The following is a 19,023-nucleotide window of genomic DNA, read 5'->3' on the forward strand; positions in this document are numbered from 1 at the left end:
AAAACAAAAACAATCCGTCTAAGAAAAAAGCCCTCAGCTTTCTTGAAAACTGAGGGCAAATTATTTTAATTAGAAAGTATCTTAGTAAGACTTTGCAAAGATTACTCTCTTAGATGAAGGATTACCAGTTAAGATACATTTACCTTCCTCCTCCACAACATCTAAAGGAATACAACGAATAGTGGCTTTCGTTAGCTCTTTAATTTTCTCTTCAGTTTCAGGAGTTCCATCCCAATGTGCTGAAATAAAGCCCGGATTCTCTTCTAAAATCTTAGTAAACTCATCCCAAGTATCTACTTGATGAGTATTCTCACCTCTAAAGTTTAGAGCTCTTTGATAAATATTTGTCTGAATATCCTCAAGAAGGTTACTTACCGTTTCAACGATGTCGCTGATAGCATAAGTCCTTTTCTCTTTTGTATCTCTACGAGCTACCTCTACGGTACCATTTGCTAAATCTCTTGCTCCGATGGCTAACCTTACAGGCACACCTTTCAACTCATATTCAGCAAATTTAAAACCTGGAGACTGTTTATCTGAATTATCAAATTTAACAGAGATACCTCTTTTCTTTAATTCTTTTACGATTGGAAGAACATTTTCAGAAATTAAATTCAATTGTTCATCTCCTTTAAAAATTGGCACAATCACTACTTGAATAGGTGCTAATTTTGGCGGAAGTACTAAACCTTCATCATCTGAGTGCGCCATAATTAAAGCTCCCATTAAACGAGTAGAAACGCCCCATGAAGTACCCCAAACATAGTCTTGCTTGTTTTCTTTAGTCACAAATTTCACATCAAATGCTTTTGCAAAATTTTGTCCGAGGAAGTGCGACGTTCCTGCTTGTAAAGCTTTACCATCTTGCATCATTGCCTCAATACAATAAGTATCATCAGCCCCCGCAAAGCGTTCATTTGCCGTTTTCTTACCACGGATTACTGGCACTGCCATAAATTCTTCTGCAAAAGTGGCATAAACGTGAAGCATTTGCTCAGTTTCGGCAATTGCTTCTTCACGAGTAGCGTGTGCTGTGTGTCCTTCTTGCCAAAGGAACTCAGCAGTACGAAGGAATAAACGAGTACGCATTTCCCAACGAACAACGTTTGCCCATTGGTTAATTAATAAAGGTAAATCACGATAAGACTGAATCCAGTTTTTATAAGTACTCCAAATAATGGCTTCACTAGTAGGGCGAACGATTAGTTCTTCCTCAAGTTTAGCTTCAGGATCAACCATTAATTTCCCTGGCTTATCAGGATTGTTTTTTAAACGATAGTGAGTTACAACTGCACATTCTTTGGCGAAGCCTTCAGCATTTTTCTCTTCTGCCTCAAACAAACTTTTTGGGACAAATAAAGGGAAGTAGGCATTGGTATGTCCTGTTTCTTTAAACATATCGTCTAAAGCACGTTGCATTTTTTCCCAGATTGAATAGCCATAAGGTTTTATCACCATGCAACCACGCACAGCAGAGTTTTCGGCTAAATCAGCCCTTTTCACGAGTTCGTTATACCACTCAGAATAATTTTCGCTACGTTTTGGTAGGCTTTTGCTCATTTCGTATAAATTGGTAATTGAAAAATAAATAATTATTCGTCATTATTTACGTTCTTGAGTAGGGGTAAGTATTTCATTAATTGTCATGTATAAAATGGCTAATTTTGCCAATTACAATCTCATTATCAATATTTTATATTGAAACTTTCCAAGAAATAATTTTGTTAATGACGTAGTTAACTTGTTGCAAAGATAAGTTTTTGTTGTAAGTTTGACACAAAAATTAAGCTGATTGTTTCTTGTTTTTAGTTTCTAGTCTGGTTTTCCAGCATTTAGTACTAAAATCATCTACCTAAATCATTAACAAGAATCTTAAACGATAAAGACATGAACATTCAAAAATCCATCAAACTCTTTTCAGCCCTAGTGTTGGTAAGTGTCGTTTGGGGATGTAGCTCCTCAAAACAAGTCGCAAAATCGTCTTCTTCAGGGGTCTATGATGATCTCTACGCTTCTGCTAGTGAAGCTCGCCCTGCTTCATTACTTAGTAAAGAAAGCTTGTATTATTCTGAAACAGAAGAAGAATACGCAAATCGTAATCCTGAATATAGAGGCAATAACAATAACACCCAAAGTACTGATGAGTATTACTCTCAGAATTGGATGAACTCTCGTAGTTATTACCAAAATCAAACACCTTACAGTAATTACAACAATTACAATAATTATGGTGTGAGTAATTGGTATAATAATCCAGGTATAACATTTGGTTTAGGATACGGATACAGCGCTTGGAGTCCATTTGGTTATGGTTATAGTCCATACTATTCACCCTACGCATACGATTCTTGGGCATTGGGTGGTAGCCGTTGGGGATATGGTTTATATTCTGGCTTTGGTTATAGTCCATGGGGTTATAATTCTTTCGCTTATAGTCCATTTGGTTACAGTGGTTATTACGATCCTTGGGGATATAATTATTATGGTGGCAGAGGTTACGGAAATACTTATGTCTATAATAATTACGGTTATGGCTCAGTGGTTACGGGTGCCAATAGTAGCTATTCAAATGGAGGTTATTCGGCTCCAGTAAAACGTACTCGTGAGTCTTACTCTCAGTCGTCTTACAATGGCAACTTTAATAACAATAATGGTGCTTCTGGAAGCCAAAGAGGGGCTAGAACAAATTCTAGTTATTCTAGTAATAGTAACGATGGATATTATTCACGCCCTCAAAGAGCAACTAATTACAATTCTTCAAGTTCGTCTGGAAGTAATACTTCTACTAACCGTAGCACTAATAATAGCTCTTGGAACTGGTCGAACAATAACTCTTCGTCGAATAATGCTAGTAGAACAACAAGCTCATCATCATGGGGCGGTTCTTCAAGTGGCGGTAGTTCTAGCGGTGGCAGCAGTAGTGGAGGTTCGAGTTCTGGCGGGTCTCGTGGTCCACGTTAATAAATCGTTTCAGTTTTTATGATTCACAATAAGCCTCACAGAGATGTACTTTGTGAGGCTTTTTAACGTTTTCTTGAAAAGATTCTTCAAAAGAAATGAGGGCATTTGTAATTATGACTGTCTTATATTTATCTTTCAAATTACTTTACTTAATCTCAGTTAAATTGTTTATCCAATAAAGCAATAACATCTTAAAATTTATTAGATATGAAAATCCCTATTCGTCTAATTTCTGCATTTTCGATTTTTACAATTTTATCGGCAAATGCACAAGACAATAATTTCGACGCTTTAGCAAAATTATTCGGACAAACCGCTCCTACTGGTTCGGCACGTTTTCAGGCATTAGGAGGAAATCATGCTGCATTAGGAGCAGACATTGGTTCAGCGGCAGGAAACCCAGCAGGTTTAGGATTTTACACTCGTTCCGAATTTAACTTCACCCCTGCTTTTCAAAATACTTCTAATAATTCTAATTATATCGGTACAAATACAAAAGCAAGTGAAAGTAATTTCAACATTGCTAATATTGGTGTTGTATTTGGTGGAAGTCAGCCTCAGTACAAAGAAGGCTGGAGAGGTTCATGGTCGATTAACTACTCTCGCCAAAATACTTTTTACAACAATATTCAGTTTGGTGGAAGAAACACCATCAGCTCAATAGCCGATGCTTTTGCCCAACAAGTAAGTAGAGAAGCTGGTGACTATAACTTAGGTGTAGGTGATTTTGTTGATGCTGTTGGACAAACACCAAATTTTGATTTAACGAGAAATCTCTACTATTGGTCGTTTTTAATTAGTCCCGACCAAAATAATCCACAGAATTTCAAAGCAACTGAGCAGTCATTTGTTTCAGACCAGAAATATTCATTTGAATCGACTGGACGTTCAAGCCAATGGACTATCGCTTATGGAGGTACTCCAAACGAAAAAACATATATTGGATTTTCATTAGGCATTCCAAGTTTTAGATACGAAACTCGCTCACAATACAGCGAACAGTATGTTAACAATACTGCATTTAACGGACTTACTCAATCAAAATTTTATTCAACAAGTGGTAGTGGGATTAACTTAACCTTCGGAGCTATCATCAAACCCAATGAAATGATTCGTTTTGGAGCATCCATTACAACACCTACTTGGTATGATATTGATGAAACATTAAGTTCTGGCTTAAAAGCAGATGTAAATAGCGCTAATGCAGGAAAAACAGGATTAGGTATAGTATTACCAAATGGAACAGATAATGAAACTGTTGGAATTATTAACCGATTGAAAAGTTCGGGATATGGAATTCTTGAAAAAGATGGTTCACGCTATTTAACAAATGTTCCGTTGTTGACAACAACACCATTTAGCGATAATTATCAATTAAGAACTCCTTTAAAAGCAAACATTGGCATGGCTATTTTCTTTGCTAAAAAAGGATTTATCTCTGCTGATATTGAGTACTTAGCTTATACAAGTACAAAAATGAGTACCACAACCAATGATCCATACTTAGCTGATGATTTGGATTATTATACCCAAAAATTACGAAGAGATTTAAAAAATGTATTCAATTTAAAAGTAGGTGCCGAGTATAGAATAATGAGTATGGTAAGTTTAAGAGCTGGTGTAAATTATCAACCTAGTCCATATTCATTTAATTTTGATCAAGGTTCAAATGCCATCAATCGTTCAACCTTAATTTTCTCAACAGGGCTTGGTTTTCGTACCAGCGATTTTTATGTTGATTTTACTGGATTATATGCGAAAACAACCCAAGCATTTAATCCTTATGTTTTGAGTAATACAGATAGCTTTAGTTCTGCTATTATTGATAATAGTTATTTGAAAGGTGTTGTAAGTTTTGGGATATTTTTCTAAGCATCCCCAAAAAGATAGCAACAAAAAAGGTCGTTCAATTGAACGACCTTTTTTGTTATTGAAAAATCAGTATGATTATTTTTTCTTAACCAATTCTCTAACTTTTGCAGCTCTACCTTGTTTTCCACGAAGATAGAATAATCTTGCACGACGTACTTTACCTTTACGCAATACTTCGATTTTCTCGATGTTTGGTGATAATAAAGGGAAGATTTTCTCAACACCGATACCATTTGAAATTTTACGTACTGTAAACATTTCACCAGCACCGCTATTACGACGTTGGATTACTGTTCCTTGGAATACCTGAATACGTTCTTTAGCTCCTTCACGGATTTTAATGTAAACATTAACGGTATCACCTGCTGAAAACTCGGGCAATTCTGCACGGCGTGCAGCATTTTCAGCTTCTACGAATTTAATTAACTCGTTCATTTCTTGATTATTTTGCTGTTAAATTCTTAAATAATTTATCCAAAAGACAACCAGCGGTAACTTTAAAGGTCTGATAAACAATTGCTTGCTTCATACAGATTGCCCAGCCACATAATTGCTCTTTAATTGGGGTGCAAAGTTAAGGAGATTTTTTCTAAATATCATAATGTGTTTCAAAAATTATCCGTAAAAAAACGAGCCAGACTTCATCAAATGAAATCTGGCTCGTTTATGAGTTTAAAGTATAATAACTTAATCTGGCTTTTTCATAAGCTTTAAACTAAACTCATAAACTACTTACTATAAATATTGATTAGCATTAGCTGCATTTAAATCTTCGAAAGCTAATTTCAAACGGCTTACAAAGGTATCTTCACCTTTACGTAACCATACACGTGGATCGTAATATTTTTTGTTTGGTGAATCTTCTCCTTCTGGGTTACCGATTTGTCCTTGTAAATAACCTTCTTTCGCTTTGTAGTATCCTAAGATACCTTCCCAGAATGCCCATTGTAAATCTGTATCAATGTTCATTTTGATTGCTCCATAAGAAAGTGCTTCACGAATTTCTTCACGAGATGAACCAGAACCACCGTGGAATACAAAGTTGATTGGTTTCTCAGCAGTTAAACTGAATTTCTCTTTCACAAATTCTTGAGAATTATGAAGAATTACTGGAGATAACTTCACGTTTCCTGGCTTGTAAACTCCATGTACGTTTCCAAAAGCAGCAGCAATTGTGAAACGGTGAGAAATTTTGCTCAATTCTTCATAAGCATAAGCTACTTCTGAAGGTTGAGTATATAATTTTGAAGAATCAACATCTGAGTTATCAACGCCATCTTCTTCTCCACCTGTTACACCTAATTCAATTTCAAGAGTCATGCCTAATTTAGCCATTCTCTCAAGATATGTTTTACAGATTTCGATGTTCTCTTCGATTGGTTCTTCTGAAAGGTCAATCATGTGTGATGAGAACAATGGCTTACCATGTAAAGCATAAAACTTCTCGCCAGCGTCCAATAAACCGTCTAACCAAGGTAACAATTTCTTAGCACAGTGGTCAGTATGTAAAATTACTTGAACACCATAAACTTCTGCTAATTGATGAACGTGGTGAGCACCTGAAATAGCACCTGCAATTGAAGCTTCTTGTTTCCCGTTTGGTAATGATTTACCTGCGTAAAACTGAGCACCTCCGTTTGAAAACTGAACAATTACTGGTGAATTTACGGCTTTTGCTGCTTCTAAAACGCCATTTACTGTATCTGTTCCCGTAACGTTTACGGCTGGTAAAGCAAACTGGTGCTTTTTAGCGATTTCGAAGAGCTCTTGCACTGCATCTCCGTGCAATACGCCTTTTTGAGAAGATAAACTTGACATAGTTTAATTTTTTCTTGTTAAAAACTTATTTCAACTGATTTTTTGGATAAAAGAACCCAAAAATAATTATTTTAATTGGCTTTATTAAGTTTTACAAAATATTATTTGGCTATTAATCATTTTGTCAAACTTTTATATAAAATCCATAAAATAGTATCAATACAAATATACAAATGAAATATCGTTTTTATAGTTTTCCATTAAGTACTTCATTCTCAATGAACAAATGTTAAAAAATCTTAATATTTATCATTTCAAAAATACAAAATCTCACCGCTCGTTCTCAATCTAAACATTAATTGCTCACAACTATGAAAATATTTCTTTTACTTTTTTGCATATTTTTTGAAATCGCTAACCTTTTCGCCCAAAAAATCCCTGGTAATAAACAGGTACTTCGTTGCTTAACTTTACAAATGACTGGCAAAACCCGAAATGTACATTTCCACGAAGGAAGTTATATTACCTTCAAATCTTTTTCTACGAGGAGAAAACAACAATTGAAAATTATTGAATTGACCGATAGTTCCTTCTTCTACTTTCCTTACGAAAACCAACATTCTATTTTTGACCTTCAAGAAGTAAAATTTAAGGACATAAAAAAGATTTATTCCGGTGGTAAAAAAGAAGTCTTTGGTACAAAAGGTGTCGGAGCTTTGGGAGGTGCAGGCGTTTTCCTATTTTCTTTCGATGTTTTGAATCAAATCGGCAAACCATCTGTAAAGATAAATTCTACCATAGCTATAATTAGTGCTAGTTTAATTGGAGTAAGCTATATCCTCAATACGCTACAAAATCCTGTTTACAGAATAAACAAAAGACATTTCTTAAAATTATATCATATCGAAAACCCTAAACTACATCATTAAAAGTACTTTTTAATGGCATGAGGAAAATCTGGAATAGCGATTTCTGGCTCTTGGATTTCAGGATGCCAAAGTTTTTCCCATTCAAAACTGTAATAACCTTTGTAACCACCTTTGGATAAAACTTTAATTGCCTCGGCAATGGGCGTTTCGCCTCTACCCAAAAGTACATATTCTTCTTTTCCGTTAACCAAATTGGCATCTTTGATATGCGTATGGCGGATGTACTGATGGAGTTTTTGATAGACAAAAGTTGGGCTTTCTTTGGTAACCGACCACATATTGAAAATATCCCAAACCATTCCAACATTTGGATGTTCTGAGGCTTTCATGATTTTCAATAAAGTATCAGCTTGAATTACTTTGCCATGAGATTCTAGCAAAACTGAAACGGATGAACCTTTGGCATAGTCGCCAAGTTCTAGTAATCCTTTGATGATTAAATCTATGGTTTCATCATCTTTTTGGTCTTTAGGCAAATCGTTTGGAAATACTCTAATAAATGGGCAGTCTAATTTAGCAGCTAAATCAACAAAGCGTTTAGCTTCATCTAATTGTGCTTTTCTTTTACTTAAATCTGCATGATGCAATTCTGCGGAAGAACCTAAATCCACAATTTTTAGCTTGCTATCAACAACTTTTCTTTTTGTTTCTTGAATATTTTGCGAGGAAAATTCAGAACATTTTGTTAAATCCAATTGCTTTTGAATACCTCTGATTTCGATGCCATCATAAGCATTTTCTACTGCATATTTCAGAATAGTATCAAAAGACCAATTCGGACAACCCAATGTTGAAAATGACAATAAAGGTTTTACTTTTTTGAAATCAAAAGAAGTTTCAAGCATGGATAAACCTGCAATGGCTAAAGTATTTTTAAGAAAAGTACGACGTGGGTTTGAGTTCATTTTACAGCTTTAAGAAGTGAGCATTTAGCTTTGAATTAAATAAACATTTTACATGTGTAGCGGCAACTCTTGCTGTTGCCGTTTAATATGGGCAACTGCAAGAGTTGCCACTACGGTTTCTCCAATAGTCAAATTACTAAATAATGGATTTAAAAAAGCTTATAGCTCATGGCTCAAAGTTTTAATGCCTTCATTTGTTTCACTGCATAGTCAACAGCCCTTGCTGTCAATGCCATATAAGTGAGCGAAGGATTTTGGGTGGCTGTGGAAGTCATACAAGCTCCATCGGTTACGAATACATTTTTACAAGTATGAAGTTGATTCCATTTATTCAACAAAGACGTTTTCGGGTCTTTTCCCATTCTTACTCCTCCCATTTCATGGTTTTCAGAGCCGGGCATTCGGTGGGTTTCATGCAATTGAATGTTGGTGAAACCTGCTTTTGTGTACATTTCTTCAAATTGTTCATGAAAATCTTTCATCATTTTGCGGTCGTTTTCATCAAACTTTACAGAAATTCTTAACTGCGGAATGCCATACTTATCTTTTAAGTTTTTGTCTAATCTAACAGCACTTTCTTCTTTTGGAATGGTTTCGCCCATCATGTGAGAACCTACTTGCCAGAATCCCAATTCGTTACTCAATAATTTACTTTTCAGATTTTCTCCCATTTCATTAAAAGGTTGAATAGAATTTCTTGAAGCCGAAAAACCTGCTGCATAACCTCTTAAAAAATCAGTTTCTTGCTTAAAAACATTTCTAAATCTTGGAACATAACTTGCATTTGGTCTTCTTCCATCTGTCGTTGAATCTAGCAAACCATCATACTCTGCTGAAATTCTTCCTTGATAAGTATGAAAAGCGATGTATTTGCCCAATAATCCACTATCATTTCCTAATCCATTCGGGAAACGATTTGAAGTTGAATTCAATAAAATCAGGTTTGAGTTGATGGCAGAGGCATTCAAGAAAATAATTTTTGCATAAAACTCCGTCATTTCACCAGTAATGGCATCAATTACTCTTACGCCAGTTGCTTTACTTTTTTGTTCATCGTAAATAATAGAATGAACAACAGAATGCGGACGCAATGTGAGATTTCCCGTTTTCTCAGCCCAAGGAATCGTTGAAGAATTACTGCTAAAGTATCCACCAAGCGGACAACCTCTTTCACACATGGTACGATGTTGACATTTTGTTCTTCCTTGTTTTTGATGAATTGTTTTCGTTTCAGTAAGATGTGCCGCTCGACCAATAATTACGTGGCGACTTTTTCCGTAATTTTTCGATACTTGTTGTTTAAAATGCTTTTCTACGCAAGACATTTCGTGTGGAGCTAGAAATTCACCATCTGGTAATTCGGGCAAGCCATCTTTATTACCAGTAATTCCCGCAAATTTTTCAACATAACTATACCAAGGTGCAATATCAGCGTAACGAATTGGCCAATCTACGGCAAAACCGTCACGAGCTGGTCCTTCAAAATCAAAATTACTCCAACGTTGGGTTTGTCTTGCCCAAAGCAACGACCTTCCTCCTACTTGGTATCCACGCATCCAAGTAAATGGTGCATCCTGAACATACTCTTGTTCGGCATCTTTTACCAAAAAATGTAGCGTACTTTCTCCAAAAATATAATGGCTTTGGGGGATTTTATATTCATCATGAAGAGCCAAAGGTATTTTCCCATGATGTTCAAAATCCCAAGGATTCATCATCGCAGTTGGATAATCACTTACGTGTTTAACATCTCTTCCTCGTTCCAAAACTAAAGTCTTTAATCCTTTCTCTGTCAATTCTTTAGCCGCCCAACCTCCGCTAATGCCTGAACCAATCACGATGGCATCAAAAGTATTTTTCTTATTGCTGTCAATATTAAAGTATGTCATAAACTGAACTAGAAAATTTGTATTTTTAAAGCTAATTTTTAGGTTTAAGTAATAAAACTAAGCAATACATTCTTTATCTTTATCCTGCTAAGTAAATCTGCTTTTTTGATGCAACGTTCTGCATTAATCCCCTGTCTTACAGAATAACTACTCCCTCGTTTACGCTCGAATAATCTCGTCATCTGTTAAACGATAACTACTTGCTATTTCCTGAAAATTGATGCAATATTTTTTTCATTAAAGATTTTCACTAATCCACTGAAATGCAGAAATTTTTATTGTTTAGTATTCTTTCCGTGTCTATGTATTTCAGCAGTTTTGCACAGACTGATTGCACAAATATTGGTTTTGAGTTAGGAAGTATAAGTGGTTGGACTGTTACGACTGGTAAAATAACGAATGGCGGGACTTCAACCATTTATGGACCTGAAGAACCTGGCGGTATTTACCAAATAACAAATATTGGTAGTGGAAATGACCCTAAAGTAACGAATGAAAAAATTCCGATGGTCTCTCCAGGAAGTAATTTCGCTATTCGCTTAGGAAATACTGCTGATGAAAATTCAGGAGGAAGTTATCATCGTTTAAAAACATCTTTTTTAGTTACTCAAGATAATTCTTTGTTTCAATACAAATTTGCAGTTATCCTTCAAAATGATAATAGCCATTCTGATGCTCAGAAACCTAGGTTCAATATTCAAATTACGGATGAAAATGGCAACCCATTAACTTGTAGCAATTTTAATATTCAACTTTCAAGTGCTGGCACTGCTTCAAATTTCAGTGTACAGTACTATAATAGAGGAAATATTGAATATCGTAATTGGACGATTGGTTCAATAAACCTACTGAGTTATCTTGGTAAAAAAATCAACATAGAAGTAACTGCTCATGGCTGTACTGAAAGAAGACATTTTGGCTATGCCTATTTTGATGCACAATGTTTGAAATCTGAAGTAAAACCAATGGCAGCTTGTCCTGATGAAAATGGTTATATGGTATTAAATGCTCCTGAAGGTTTTGAAAAATATACTTGGAGTAACGGCGAAACTACTTCTTCCATCAAAGTATTAGCTAAATTGGGCGATAAATATTCTGTGAAAATACTTCCTCAATCAAGTTTAGATGCTTCTTGTGAATTAAAACTTGATTATACCATCAAGTATCAACATCCTTATAATACCATCAATGCCAAAATTTGTGAAGGTGAAAAATATACTTTGGGTGCTAGGGAGTATCAAACCAGCGGTACTTTTATTGAAAATATACAAAGAACTGACATTTGCGACAGTACCATTACTTTGAACCTTACTGTAAATCCATTACTTACTAAAAATCAAGAAATAGCAATTTGTGCTGGAACAACCTTTAGAGTTGGCTCTGAAATTTATAATGCTACTGGTTTATACACAACAATTATTAAAAATGTAAACCAGTGCGATAGCGTAATTACAACCAATCTGAAAGTAATTGACTTTGACGTTTCATTACAAAATCAGGATTTCAGTATTGTTTCTGGTGATAGTGTTTTGCTAAAAGCCATCGTAACAAATACTGGGAATTACCTTTATTCATGGCTACCTGCCACTGATTTAAGCTGTAGTTATTGTGCTGATACTTGGGCTAAACCTTCATCTAGTCGGCAATATTCTGTTTATGTAAGTAGTTTAGATGGAAAAGCTTGCGAGAAAGTAAAAGTGGCAAATATTTCTGTAAGAAGTTGTGGTTTGATTTTTATTCCAGATGCTTTTTCGCCCAATAATGATGGGAAAAATGATACTTTTTATGCTTTCGCATCAGGCTGTGTAAAGCAAATTAAAAACATGAAAATATTTGATAGATGGGGTGAAGTGATTTTCTGGAAAGAAAACATTGCTCCTTCGGTAGCATCCAATGGTTGGGACGGTACTTTTAATGGTTTACCAGCCGACGTCGGTATTTATACGTATAATGTAGAAGTAGAATTGAATGATGGAACAAGCTACATTACACAAGGAAGTATAACACTCATGAGATAAGCCCTTTAAAATTCAACTCAAATTCGGAAATATATTACCATACTACATAGTAATTTTTGCCTATTCTGCAAGCACTTTGAGTATTTTAAAGCTTTTTCCTCTCTTATAATTAGTATCAGAAGTAATTAATCCTTACTTTGTTTGACTAATTAATCGCAAGCTTCGTCGTTCTTATTAGGCTTTTAGCTAAAAAGACGACCATTATCCAAATTTAATACACATGAAAAAATTACTCCTTACTGGAATAATTGGGTTAAAACTATGCACTTCGTTTTCCCAAGTTATTACCGAACCTCTTCAATATCATTGCTTCAAAACAGCTGAATCTTTAAAAATTGACGGAAAACTTTCTGAGTCTTCTTGGCAAAAAGCACAGTGGACAAGTCTTTTTATTGACATTGAAGGCGACAAAAAACCTAAGCCATTACAAGCTACAAAAGCCAAAATGTTATGGGATGATAAATATCTATACATCGCTGCCGAATTGGAAGAAAAACATATTTGGGCTTATCAAAACAAAAAAGACCAGATTGTTTTTCTAGAAAACGACTTTGAAATATTTATTGACCCAGACGGAGATGCTCATAATTATTTTGAATTAGAGGTAAATGCCATCAATAATACTTTTGATTTATTTCTTCCGAAACCATACCGAGATGGCGGAAATGCGTTAATCAATTGGGATATTAAAAAACTAAAAACGGCTGTAAATATAGAAGGAACGGTGAATAATGCTACAGATACCGACAAGCGTTGGACAGTGGAAATTGCTATTCCATTTACTTCAATCAGTTTAGACAATGATGTTTTAAAACCACAAGATTTATCTTATTGGCGTGTGAATTTCTCAAGAGTAGAATGGAATCACGACGTTAAAGCAGGCAAGTATAGTCGCCAGAAAAATGCCAATGGCGAAGGTTTTTTACCAGAATACAATTGGGTTTGGTCACCACAAGGAAAAATCAATATGCACATGCCAGAAAATTGGGGCTACCTAGTTTTCTCTGATAAAAAAGTAGGTGCTGAAGATTTCAATTTCCCTTTACCAAACATTGAAAAAGTAAAGCAAATTGCTTGGGATATTTATCATAAACAAAAAAAATATTTTGCCCAAAATCAGCATTATGCTAAAGATTTGACACTTTTAGAACTTGACACAAGTCTGTTTCCAAACAAAGAATTCATTCAAAATATTGAATTAGAAGCCACCAGTCAAACATTTTTTATCAGCATAGTTGACAAAGAAGGCTCGAATAAAATTACGCTCAATCAGGATAGCCTCCTCAAGATAAGCAAAAGCAAGTCTTTATAATTGTAAAAAATCTTCAACAACAGTTAACCGAAATGGAAAAACGTACTTTTTTAAAACAAATGGGTTTAGGTGTATTCGCAGCTGGGCAAAGTACCAATTTGCTGAATGCTCGCCCTTTAATCACTGAAAAAACAAATACTCAATTAAAAAATTGGGTTTGGATAAATCCCGACCATAAAGAAACCGAAGCAGTTTTAATTGAGCGTTATAAAAAATATAAAGCACACGGCATTACAGGTATTTTCTTTGAAGCAGATGACGAAAAACACTTCACCATCGCTAAAAAACAAGGACTGACTACTCATCGTTGGATTTGGACTTTGAACAGAGGCGAAGAAAGTCTTTTGAAAGCACATCCAGAATGGTATGCCATCAACAGAAAAGGCGAATCTTGTGCAACAAATCCTCCTTACGTAAATTATTACCGTTGGCTTTGTCCTTCTCGTCCAGAAGTACGTGATTATTTGGAAAAAGCCGTAAAAGCAGAATTAAGTAAACCTTATGTAGATGGAATTCACTTAGATTATGTTCGTTACTGCGATGTAATTTTAGCCGTAAATCTTTGGCAAGTGTATGGCATCAAACAAAATCAAGAATTACCTGAATATGATTTTTGCTATTGCGATGTTTGTCAGGCAAAATTCAAAGAATTGAAAGGCATTGACATCAGAACCTTAGAAAACCCAGACCAAAATTTATCTTGGCGAAAATTCAGATACGATAATGTTACTCGTCTGGTAAATCATCTGGCACAAACAGCAGCTAGTTTCAAAAAGCCTATCACAGCGGCTGTTTTCCCAACGCCAGAAGTAGCCAAAAGAATTGTGAGACAAGATTGGTTAAATTGGAATTTATCAGCCATTTGTCCAATGATTTACCATAAATTTTATAAAGAAGACGTAAGTTGGATTGGCGATGCCGTAGAAGAAGGCGTAAAAGCATTGCATGGAAAATTCCCATTATATGCAGGTTTGTACTTACCAGATTTCGATAATAATGACGAAATTGTTCAAGGTATAAAATTAGCCCTAAAAAATGGGGCGGCTGGTATTTCATTATTTGGAAACGTAAATGACGACGTTCTAAAAGCTTTAGTAAAAGGCACTAGCAAAGCCTAGTTCCTTCCTGATTTTCAAGGAGTAAGCCAAATTACACAATTTTACTCCTTGAAAAACTCAGTTAGCATTATTATTTTTTTGTCTTTTAAAAAATAATTTCTACACTTTATTCCCTCCAAAAGCAATTATCACAATACTTAGGAAAAGATTCACTTTTTAAATGATTTAAGCTTTTGTATATCGCATTCATTTTAAGTAAATTGCTTCATTATATCTATTCTTTTTTTCAGAAAATATTTATTCCAAAAACATTAGCTACTCGGTATAAACAATTCTAACTTATGGTAAACCAACTTCATAAGTATTGAATTGTCCGCTGAATTTTACACACATGGAAAATTACCTAAGGAGTAAACTTACCGAAGTTATAAAAGTAGATTCCTCCGTTTTTGATTTTATACAACAATTTGCTCTTGATGGTCTTTGGTTTTGGGACTTCAAGAATACGTCGTCTTGTTGGGTAAATCCAAAATTGGCATCCATATTAGGCTATAATACCTCTGAAGAAATTGAAGTTTTACAAAAAAACTGGCCAGATATTTTTCAAGAAAAAGATTTAACAGTTCTTGTTGCTACCAGCCAAAATAACAATTCTCCTCAAAACACCGTAGTCAGTTATTTTCATAAAGATGGCTCGATGATTTCGATGGATTGTTCGATACGTTTAATCTATGATTCTGAACAAAAGCTTGATACAGTACTTGGTGCAAATATTTTACACAAAGCGATTCAAAATTCAAATAATGCCATTGAAAAATTTCACACAAGTATAGGAGAATCAACGATTAATAGTGATTTTTTGTATGTAGTTAAGACTAATATTTCTGGAAATTACACCTACATCAACAACTATTTTTACAAGATTTTTGGCTTTACAGAAGGCGAAATGCTAGGAACCAACGCTTTATTGTCGATTATTAAGGAAGATCACGCTGCATGCCAAGAAACAGTGGCAAAATGTTTTATGAATCCTTTAAAACCTCATAAAGTAATTCTTAGAAAGAAAAACAAACAACAGGAAATTGTTACAAACCAATGGGAATTTACAGGCTTGCCAGATAAAAATGGAAGTACTTTCGAAATACTTTGTGTGGGATATAATGTTTCGGAAAAAGTAAAAACTGAAAACGATTTATCGATTTTAGTTTCTAACATGACCGATTTACTCATCTCTGTAGATTATCATGGTATAGTAACTTTTGTATCACCGAATGTCACTGAACTGTACTTGTACGAGCTTGATGAAATTGTTGGAAAACCATACATTGATTTTGTTCATGACGAAGACATCGAAACGGCTGTTGAGGCAATTCGTAAAACCATCGCAACGGGTATTCCTTTTACCAATCTTGAAATTAGAATCAAAAAGAAAGAAGGCGATTTTTATTGGACAAATATCAATTCAAGCATTAACCCAATCAACCAAGAGACAATTCTTGTAATTAATGATATAACAGCGAAGATGGTTTCGCTTCATGAACTTAAACAAGCTAAAGAATTATTGCAGGAAATCAGTGAAGTTTCGAATGTTGGTGGCTGGGAGTTTTTCCCTGAAACAAAGTATTTCTTTTGGTCGGATATTAGTAGAAAAATCTTTGGATTATCACGTGAGTATATTCCTAGTTTGGAGAATATCCAAAAGTATTTAAAGCCAAAAAGTAAAAAAACATTTCAGAATGCTATCAAAAAAGCGATTCAAAAAAATATTCCTTCTGATTTAGAACTAGAAATTACTGCTGAAAATCAACAAGAAATATGGTTAAAAAGTATTGTTAAAGCTAATTTTAACAATGGTGTTTGTACCAGAGTTTATGGTACTTTTCAAGATATTAATCAGCTGAAAAAAGCTGAAATTGACAGAGAAAAATCAACAAAATTACTAAAACATCTAGCCAAACAAGTACCAGGAATATTGTACCAATTCCAGCTTACAGACGATGGTCGTTATTTTTTCTCATATCTATCTCGCCAATTGATGAATACTCCAGAAATGGATTCACTTAGCCCTGAAGAAAAGACTAAAACTCTACTAAAATTCATACACCCTGATGATTATCAGATGGTTATCAACAAAATTTTCAAGTCATCTCAATCATTAACATTAAAAGATATAGAGTTTAGAGTTAATTTACCTTTAAAAAAAGAAAGGTGGCTTAAGGCAATTTCTACGCCTGAACGCCTGAAAGATAGTGTAATCTGGCATGGCTACATGAGTGATATTACCGACAGAAAACATGTAGAGCAAGAATTAAGACGAACAAAAGATTTCCTTCAAGAAACAACACAAGTTGCCAGAATTGGAGGTTGGGAAGCTGATATTGATGCACAAACAGCTCATTGGTCGAAGGTTACCAGAGAAATTTATGAAGTAGATGAAAAATATGTTACGATTGATATAAATGATGGGTTAAATTATTATAAAGAAGGACAAAGCAGAGAAACAATCATAAAAGCTTTTACAGAGTGCATACAAAATGAAATACCTTTTAATGTAGAAGTACAATTGGTTACTGCAAAAAATCGAGAAATTTGGGTACAAGTAATCGGGAAAGCAGATTTCAGTATTCCAAACAAAAAAAGAGTTTATGGTACTCTTCAGGATATTACTGATACTAAACTAGCTGAATTTCAACTCACAAGAACAAAAGATTTACTTGAAGAAACAAACAGAGTTGCTCGAATTGGTGGTTGGTCGGTAGATATTCCAAGTTATCATGTTTATTGGTCAAACATGATAAAGGAAATCGTGCAAGTTCCACACGATATTGAGCCAAGTATAGCATTGGGTTTATCCTTGTACAAAGAAGGTTATAGCAGAAATCTCATCACAGAATCTTTCAAAAACTGTATTGAGTTCGGTACTCCATTTGATGTAGAATTACAAGTTGTGAATACCAAAAATGAAGATATTTGGGTGAAAATAATTGGTAAAGCAGAAATTGAAGAAGGAAAAATTAAAAGAGTTTATGGTATTTTTCAAGACATCAACCAAGCAAAAATTGCGGAAGAAAATGCCAAAAATCTTCATCAACTTGAAATATTATTGACCAAAGAAAAACAATTGAATCTGCTTAAATCAAGATTCATTTCTTTAACTTCTCATGAATTCAGAACTCCCTTAACAGGTATTTTAGGAAGTGCCGAACTTTTAGATTTATACAATAATAAAGTTGAAAATGAACAAGTAAAAAACAAAATGCAAGAACATATTAGCCACATTACTTCACAAGTTGATAGGCTAACGGGTATTGTTGCAGATGTACTTACTTTAGAAAAAACCGCTGAAGGAAAAACAGTGGTGAAGCTTAAAGCAGTGAAGATTAAAGTATTTTTACAGAAAATCACAGACGAATTATCCATTAATCTCCGTGATAACAGAAAGCTAAAATTGATTTTACCAGAAGATGAAAAAGAGGTTTTTACAGACGAATCACTCCTTATTCATATTCTCAACAACCTCATTAGCAATGCTTTTAAGTATTCAAGAGGCAATAAACTAAGTCCTGAAATTCAGCTATTTTACCTTGATGACCATTTTACTATCATTGTAAAAGATTATGGTTTGGGAATTCCGATGAAAGACCAAGAACATTTGTTCGAAACTTTTTTTAGAGCTGGCAACGTAGTAAGTACAGAAGGGACAGGATTGGGACTAAGCATTGCTAAAGAATTTACAGAGAAACTTGGTGGGCAAATAAGTTTTGAAAGCAAAGAAGGTAAAGGAAGTACCTTCACTTTAAAATTACCTTATTGAAATTACAGACTGATTCTTTGATAAATACAAAAAACATTGTATATTATATCAGCTTTTTCTAATTCTTACTAATTATAAAGTTATTTATTGTCCATAAATACCACTATGAAAACTAAAATACTGTTTGTTGAAGACGACGTTGTTTTGAGAAACAACTACGTTGAAATTTTAGAATTATTTGATTTCACTGTCATCCCTGCTGAAGACGGCGTAGAAGCAATGGAAATTCTTCAACATCATGATATCGACGTAATCGTTTCTGATATAAGAATGCCCCGCATGAACGGTTTAGTTTTTCTAAAAAATGTTCGGGCAAATGCTAAATTGGTCAATACTCCTTTCATTTTACTTTCTGCTCATGCCGAAAATGCCGACTATGAAAATGGCATTAAAAGTGGTGCTAACGAGTACCTCACTAAACCTATAAGAGGGAAAGACCTTGTCAACGCTATTCAAAACGTAATAGCTGAAGTACAATAGTATTTTTATTTGGGTTAAAATCTATGC

13 protein-coding genes are annotated in these 19,023 nt (G+C 34.5%); 8 read left to right on the forward strand and 5 right to left on the reverse strand.

From position 1 onward, the window contains the following. Positions 1-81 precede the first annotated feature (81 nt). Positions 82-1,560 carry a proline--tRNA ligase gene (proS, locus tag VB776_RS17860; RefSeq protein ID WP_323698237.1) on the reverse strand — a complete coding sequence of 493 codons (1,479 nt, stop codon included), beginning with the start codon at positions 1,558-1,560 and terminating at the stop codon, positions 82-84. Positions 1,561-1,887: 327 nt separating this feature from the next. Between proS and VB776_RS17865 the strand changes: the two genes are divergently transcribed. Continuing rightward, positions 1,888-2,961, forward strand: coding sequence for a hypothetical protein (locus VB776_RS17865; RefSeq protein WP_323698238.1), 1,074 nt, complete (start codon positions 1,888-1,890; stop codon positions 2,959-2,961). 207 nt (positions 2,962-3,168) lie between these two features. After that, positions 3,169-4,833 carry a hypothetical protein gene (locus VB776_RS17870; RefSeq protein WP_323698239.1) on the forward strand — a complete coding sequence of 555 codons (1,665 nt, stop codon included), beginning with the start codon at positions 3,169-3,171 and terminating at the stop codon, positions 4,831-4,833. Between the two features lie 75 nt (positions 4,834-4,908). Here the strand turns inward: VB776_RS17870 and rplS are convergent, their stop codons facing one another. Beyond that, the gene (gene rplS / locus VB776_RS17875; protein ID WP_323698240.1) at positions 4,909-5,268 is read right to left on the reverse strand and encodes a 50S ribosomal protein L19; all 360 of its coding nucleotides are present in this window, start codon (positions 5,266-5,268) and stop codon (positions 4,909-4,911) included. A gap of 300 nt (positions 5,269-5,568) precedes the next feature. After that, positions 5,569-6,651 carry a class II fructose-bisphosphate aldolase gene (gene fbaA / locus VB776_RS17880; RefSeq protein ID WP_184133590.1) on the reverse strand — a complete coding sequence of 361 codons (1,083 nt, stop codon included), beginning with the start codon at positions 6,649-6,651 and terminating at the stop codon, positions 5,569-5,571. A gap of 311 nt (positions 6,652-6,962) precedes the next feature. Here fbaA and VB776_RS17885 point away from each other — a divergent pair, with 311 nt between their 5' ends. Continuing rightward, entirely contained in the window at positions 6,963-7,520 is a 558-nt protein-coding gene (locus VB776_RS17885) for a hypothetical protein (protein ID WP_323698241.1), read from the forward strand. Here the strand turns inward: VB776_RS17885 and VB776_RS17890 are convergent. Together VB776_RS17890 and VB776_RS17895 are read right to left on the reverse strand one after the other, a co-directional pair. After that, positions 7,517-8,425 (reverse strand): sugar phosphate isomerase/epimerase family protein, encoded by a 909-nt coding sequence (locus VB776_RS17890; protein WP_323698242.1) that lies wholly within the window; start codon positions 8,423-8,425, stop codon positions 7,517-7,519. The two genes, VB776_RS17885 and VB776_RS17890, sit on opposite strands and share 4 nt — an antisense overlap. A gap of 173 nt (positions 8,426-8,598) precedes the next feature. Continuing rightward, positions 8,599-10,314, reverse strand: a complete 1,716-nt coding sequence (locus tag VB776_RS17895; protein ID WP_323698243.1) for a GMC family oxidoreductase — start codon at positions 10,312-10,314, stop codon at positions 8,599-8,601. A gap of 263 nt (positions 10,315-10,577) precedes the next feature. Between VB776_RS17895 and VB776_RS17900 the strand changes: the two genes are divergently transcribed. From VB776_RS17900 to VB776_RS17920, 5 genes are all read left to right on the forward strand, one after another. Continuing rightward, positions 10,578-12,332 (forward strand): T9SS type B sorting domain-containing protein, encoded by a 1,755-nt coding sequence (locus tag VB776_RS17900; RefSeq protein WP_323698244.1) that lies wholly within the window; start codon positions 10,578-10,580, stop codon positions 12,330-12,332. A 220-nt stretch (positions 12,333-12,552) separates the two neighbouring features. Next, complete coding sequence (locus VB776_RS17905) at positions 12,553-13,644, forward strand: carbohydrate-binding family 9-like protein (protein WP_323698245.1); 1,092 nt, start codon at positions 12,553-12,555, stop codon at positions 13,642-13,644. Positions 13,645-13,676: 32 nt separating this feature from the next. Next, positions 13,677-14,762, forward strand: coding sequence for a family 10 glycosylhydrolase (locus tag VB776_RS17910; protein ID WP_323698246.1), 1,086 nt, complete (start codon positions 13,677-13,679; stop codon positions 14,760-14,762). Between the two features lie 331 nt (positions 14,763-15,093). Further along, positions 15,094-18,516, forward strand: a complete 3,423-nt coding sequence (locus tag VB776_RS17915) for a PAS domain-containing sensor histidine kinase (RefSeq protein WP_323698247.1) — start codon at positions 15,094-15,096, stop codon at positions 18,514-18,516. Between the two features lie 105 nt (positions 18,517-18,621). Beyond that, complete coding sequence (locus VB776_RS17920; RefSeq protein WP_323698248.1) at positions 18,622-18,996, forward strand: response regulator; 375 nt, start codon at positions 18,622-18,624, stop codon at positions 18,994-18,996. Positions 18,997-19,023: the final 27 nt, after the last annotated feature.

This window comes from Arcicella gelida (assembly GCF_034931025.1).
In the GTDB taxonomy this organism is placed as follows: Bacteria; Bacteroidota; Bacteroidia; order Cytophagales; family Spirosomataceae; genus Arcicella; species Arcicella gelida.

What these genes read in the sequence shown, in the direction of transcription:
- proS (WP_323698237.1), bottom strand. Translation starts at nt 1,560, where the DNA reads ATGAGCAAAAGCCTACCAAAACGTAGCGAAAATTATTCTGAGTGGTAT.
- VB776_RS17865 (WP_323698238.1), top strand. Translation starts at nt 1,888, where the DNA reads ATGAACATTCAAAAATCCATCAAACTCTTTTCAGCCCTAGTGTTGGTA.
- VB776_RS17870 (WP_323698239.1), top strand. Translation starts at nt 3,169, where the DNA reads ATGAAAATCCCTATTCGTCTAATTTCTGCATTTTCGATTTTTACAATT.
- rplS (WP_323698240.1), bottom strand. Translation starts at nt 5,268, where the DNA reads ATGAACGAGTTAATTAAATTCGTAGAAGCTGAAAATGCTGCACGCCGT.
- fbaA (WP_184133590.1), bottom strand. Translation starts at nt 6,651, where the DNA reads ATGTCAAGTTTATCTTCTCAAAAAGGCGTATTGCACGGAGATGCAGTG.
- VB776_RS17885 (WP_323698241.1), top strand. Translation starts at nt 6,963, where the DNA reads ATGAAAATATTTCTTTTACTTTTTTGCATATTTTTTGAAATCGCTAAC.
- VB776_RS17890 (WP_323698242.1), bottom strand. Translation starts at nt 8,425, where the DNA reads ATGAACTCAAACCCACGTCGTACTTTTCTTAAAAATACTTTAGCCATT.
- VB776_RS17895 (WP_323698243.1), bottom strand. Translation starts at nt 10,314, where the DNA reads ATGACATACTTTAATATTGACAGCAATAAGAAAAATACTTTTGATGCC.
- VB776_RS17900 (WP_323698244.1), top strand. Translation starts at nt 10,578, where the DNA reads ATGCAGAAATTTTTATTGTTTAGTATTCTTTCCGTGTCTATGTATTTC.
- VB776_RS17905 (WP_323698245.1), top strand. Translation starts at nt 12,553, where the DNA reads ATGAAAAAATTACTCCTTACTGGAATAATTGGGTTAAAACTATGCACT.
- VB776_RS17910 (WP_323698246.1), top strand. Translation starts at nt 13,677, where the DNA reads ATGGAAAAACGTACTTTTTTAAAACAAATGGGTTTAGGTGTATTCGCA.
- VB776_RS17915 (WP_323698247.1), top strand. Translation starts at nt 15,094, where the DNA reads ATGGAAAATTACCTAAGGAGTAAACTTACCGAAGTTATAAAAGTAGAT.
- VB776_RS17920 (WP_323698248.1), top strand. Translation starts at nt 18,622, where the DNA reads ATGAAAACTAAAATACTGTTTGTTGAAGACGACGTTGTTTTGAGAAAC.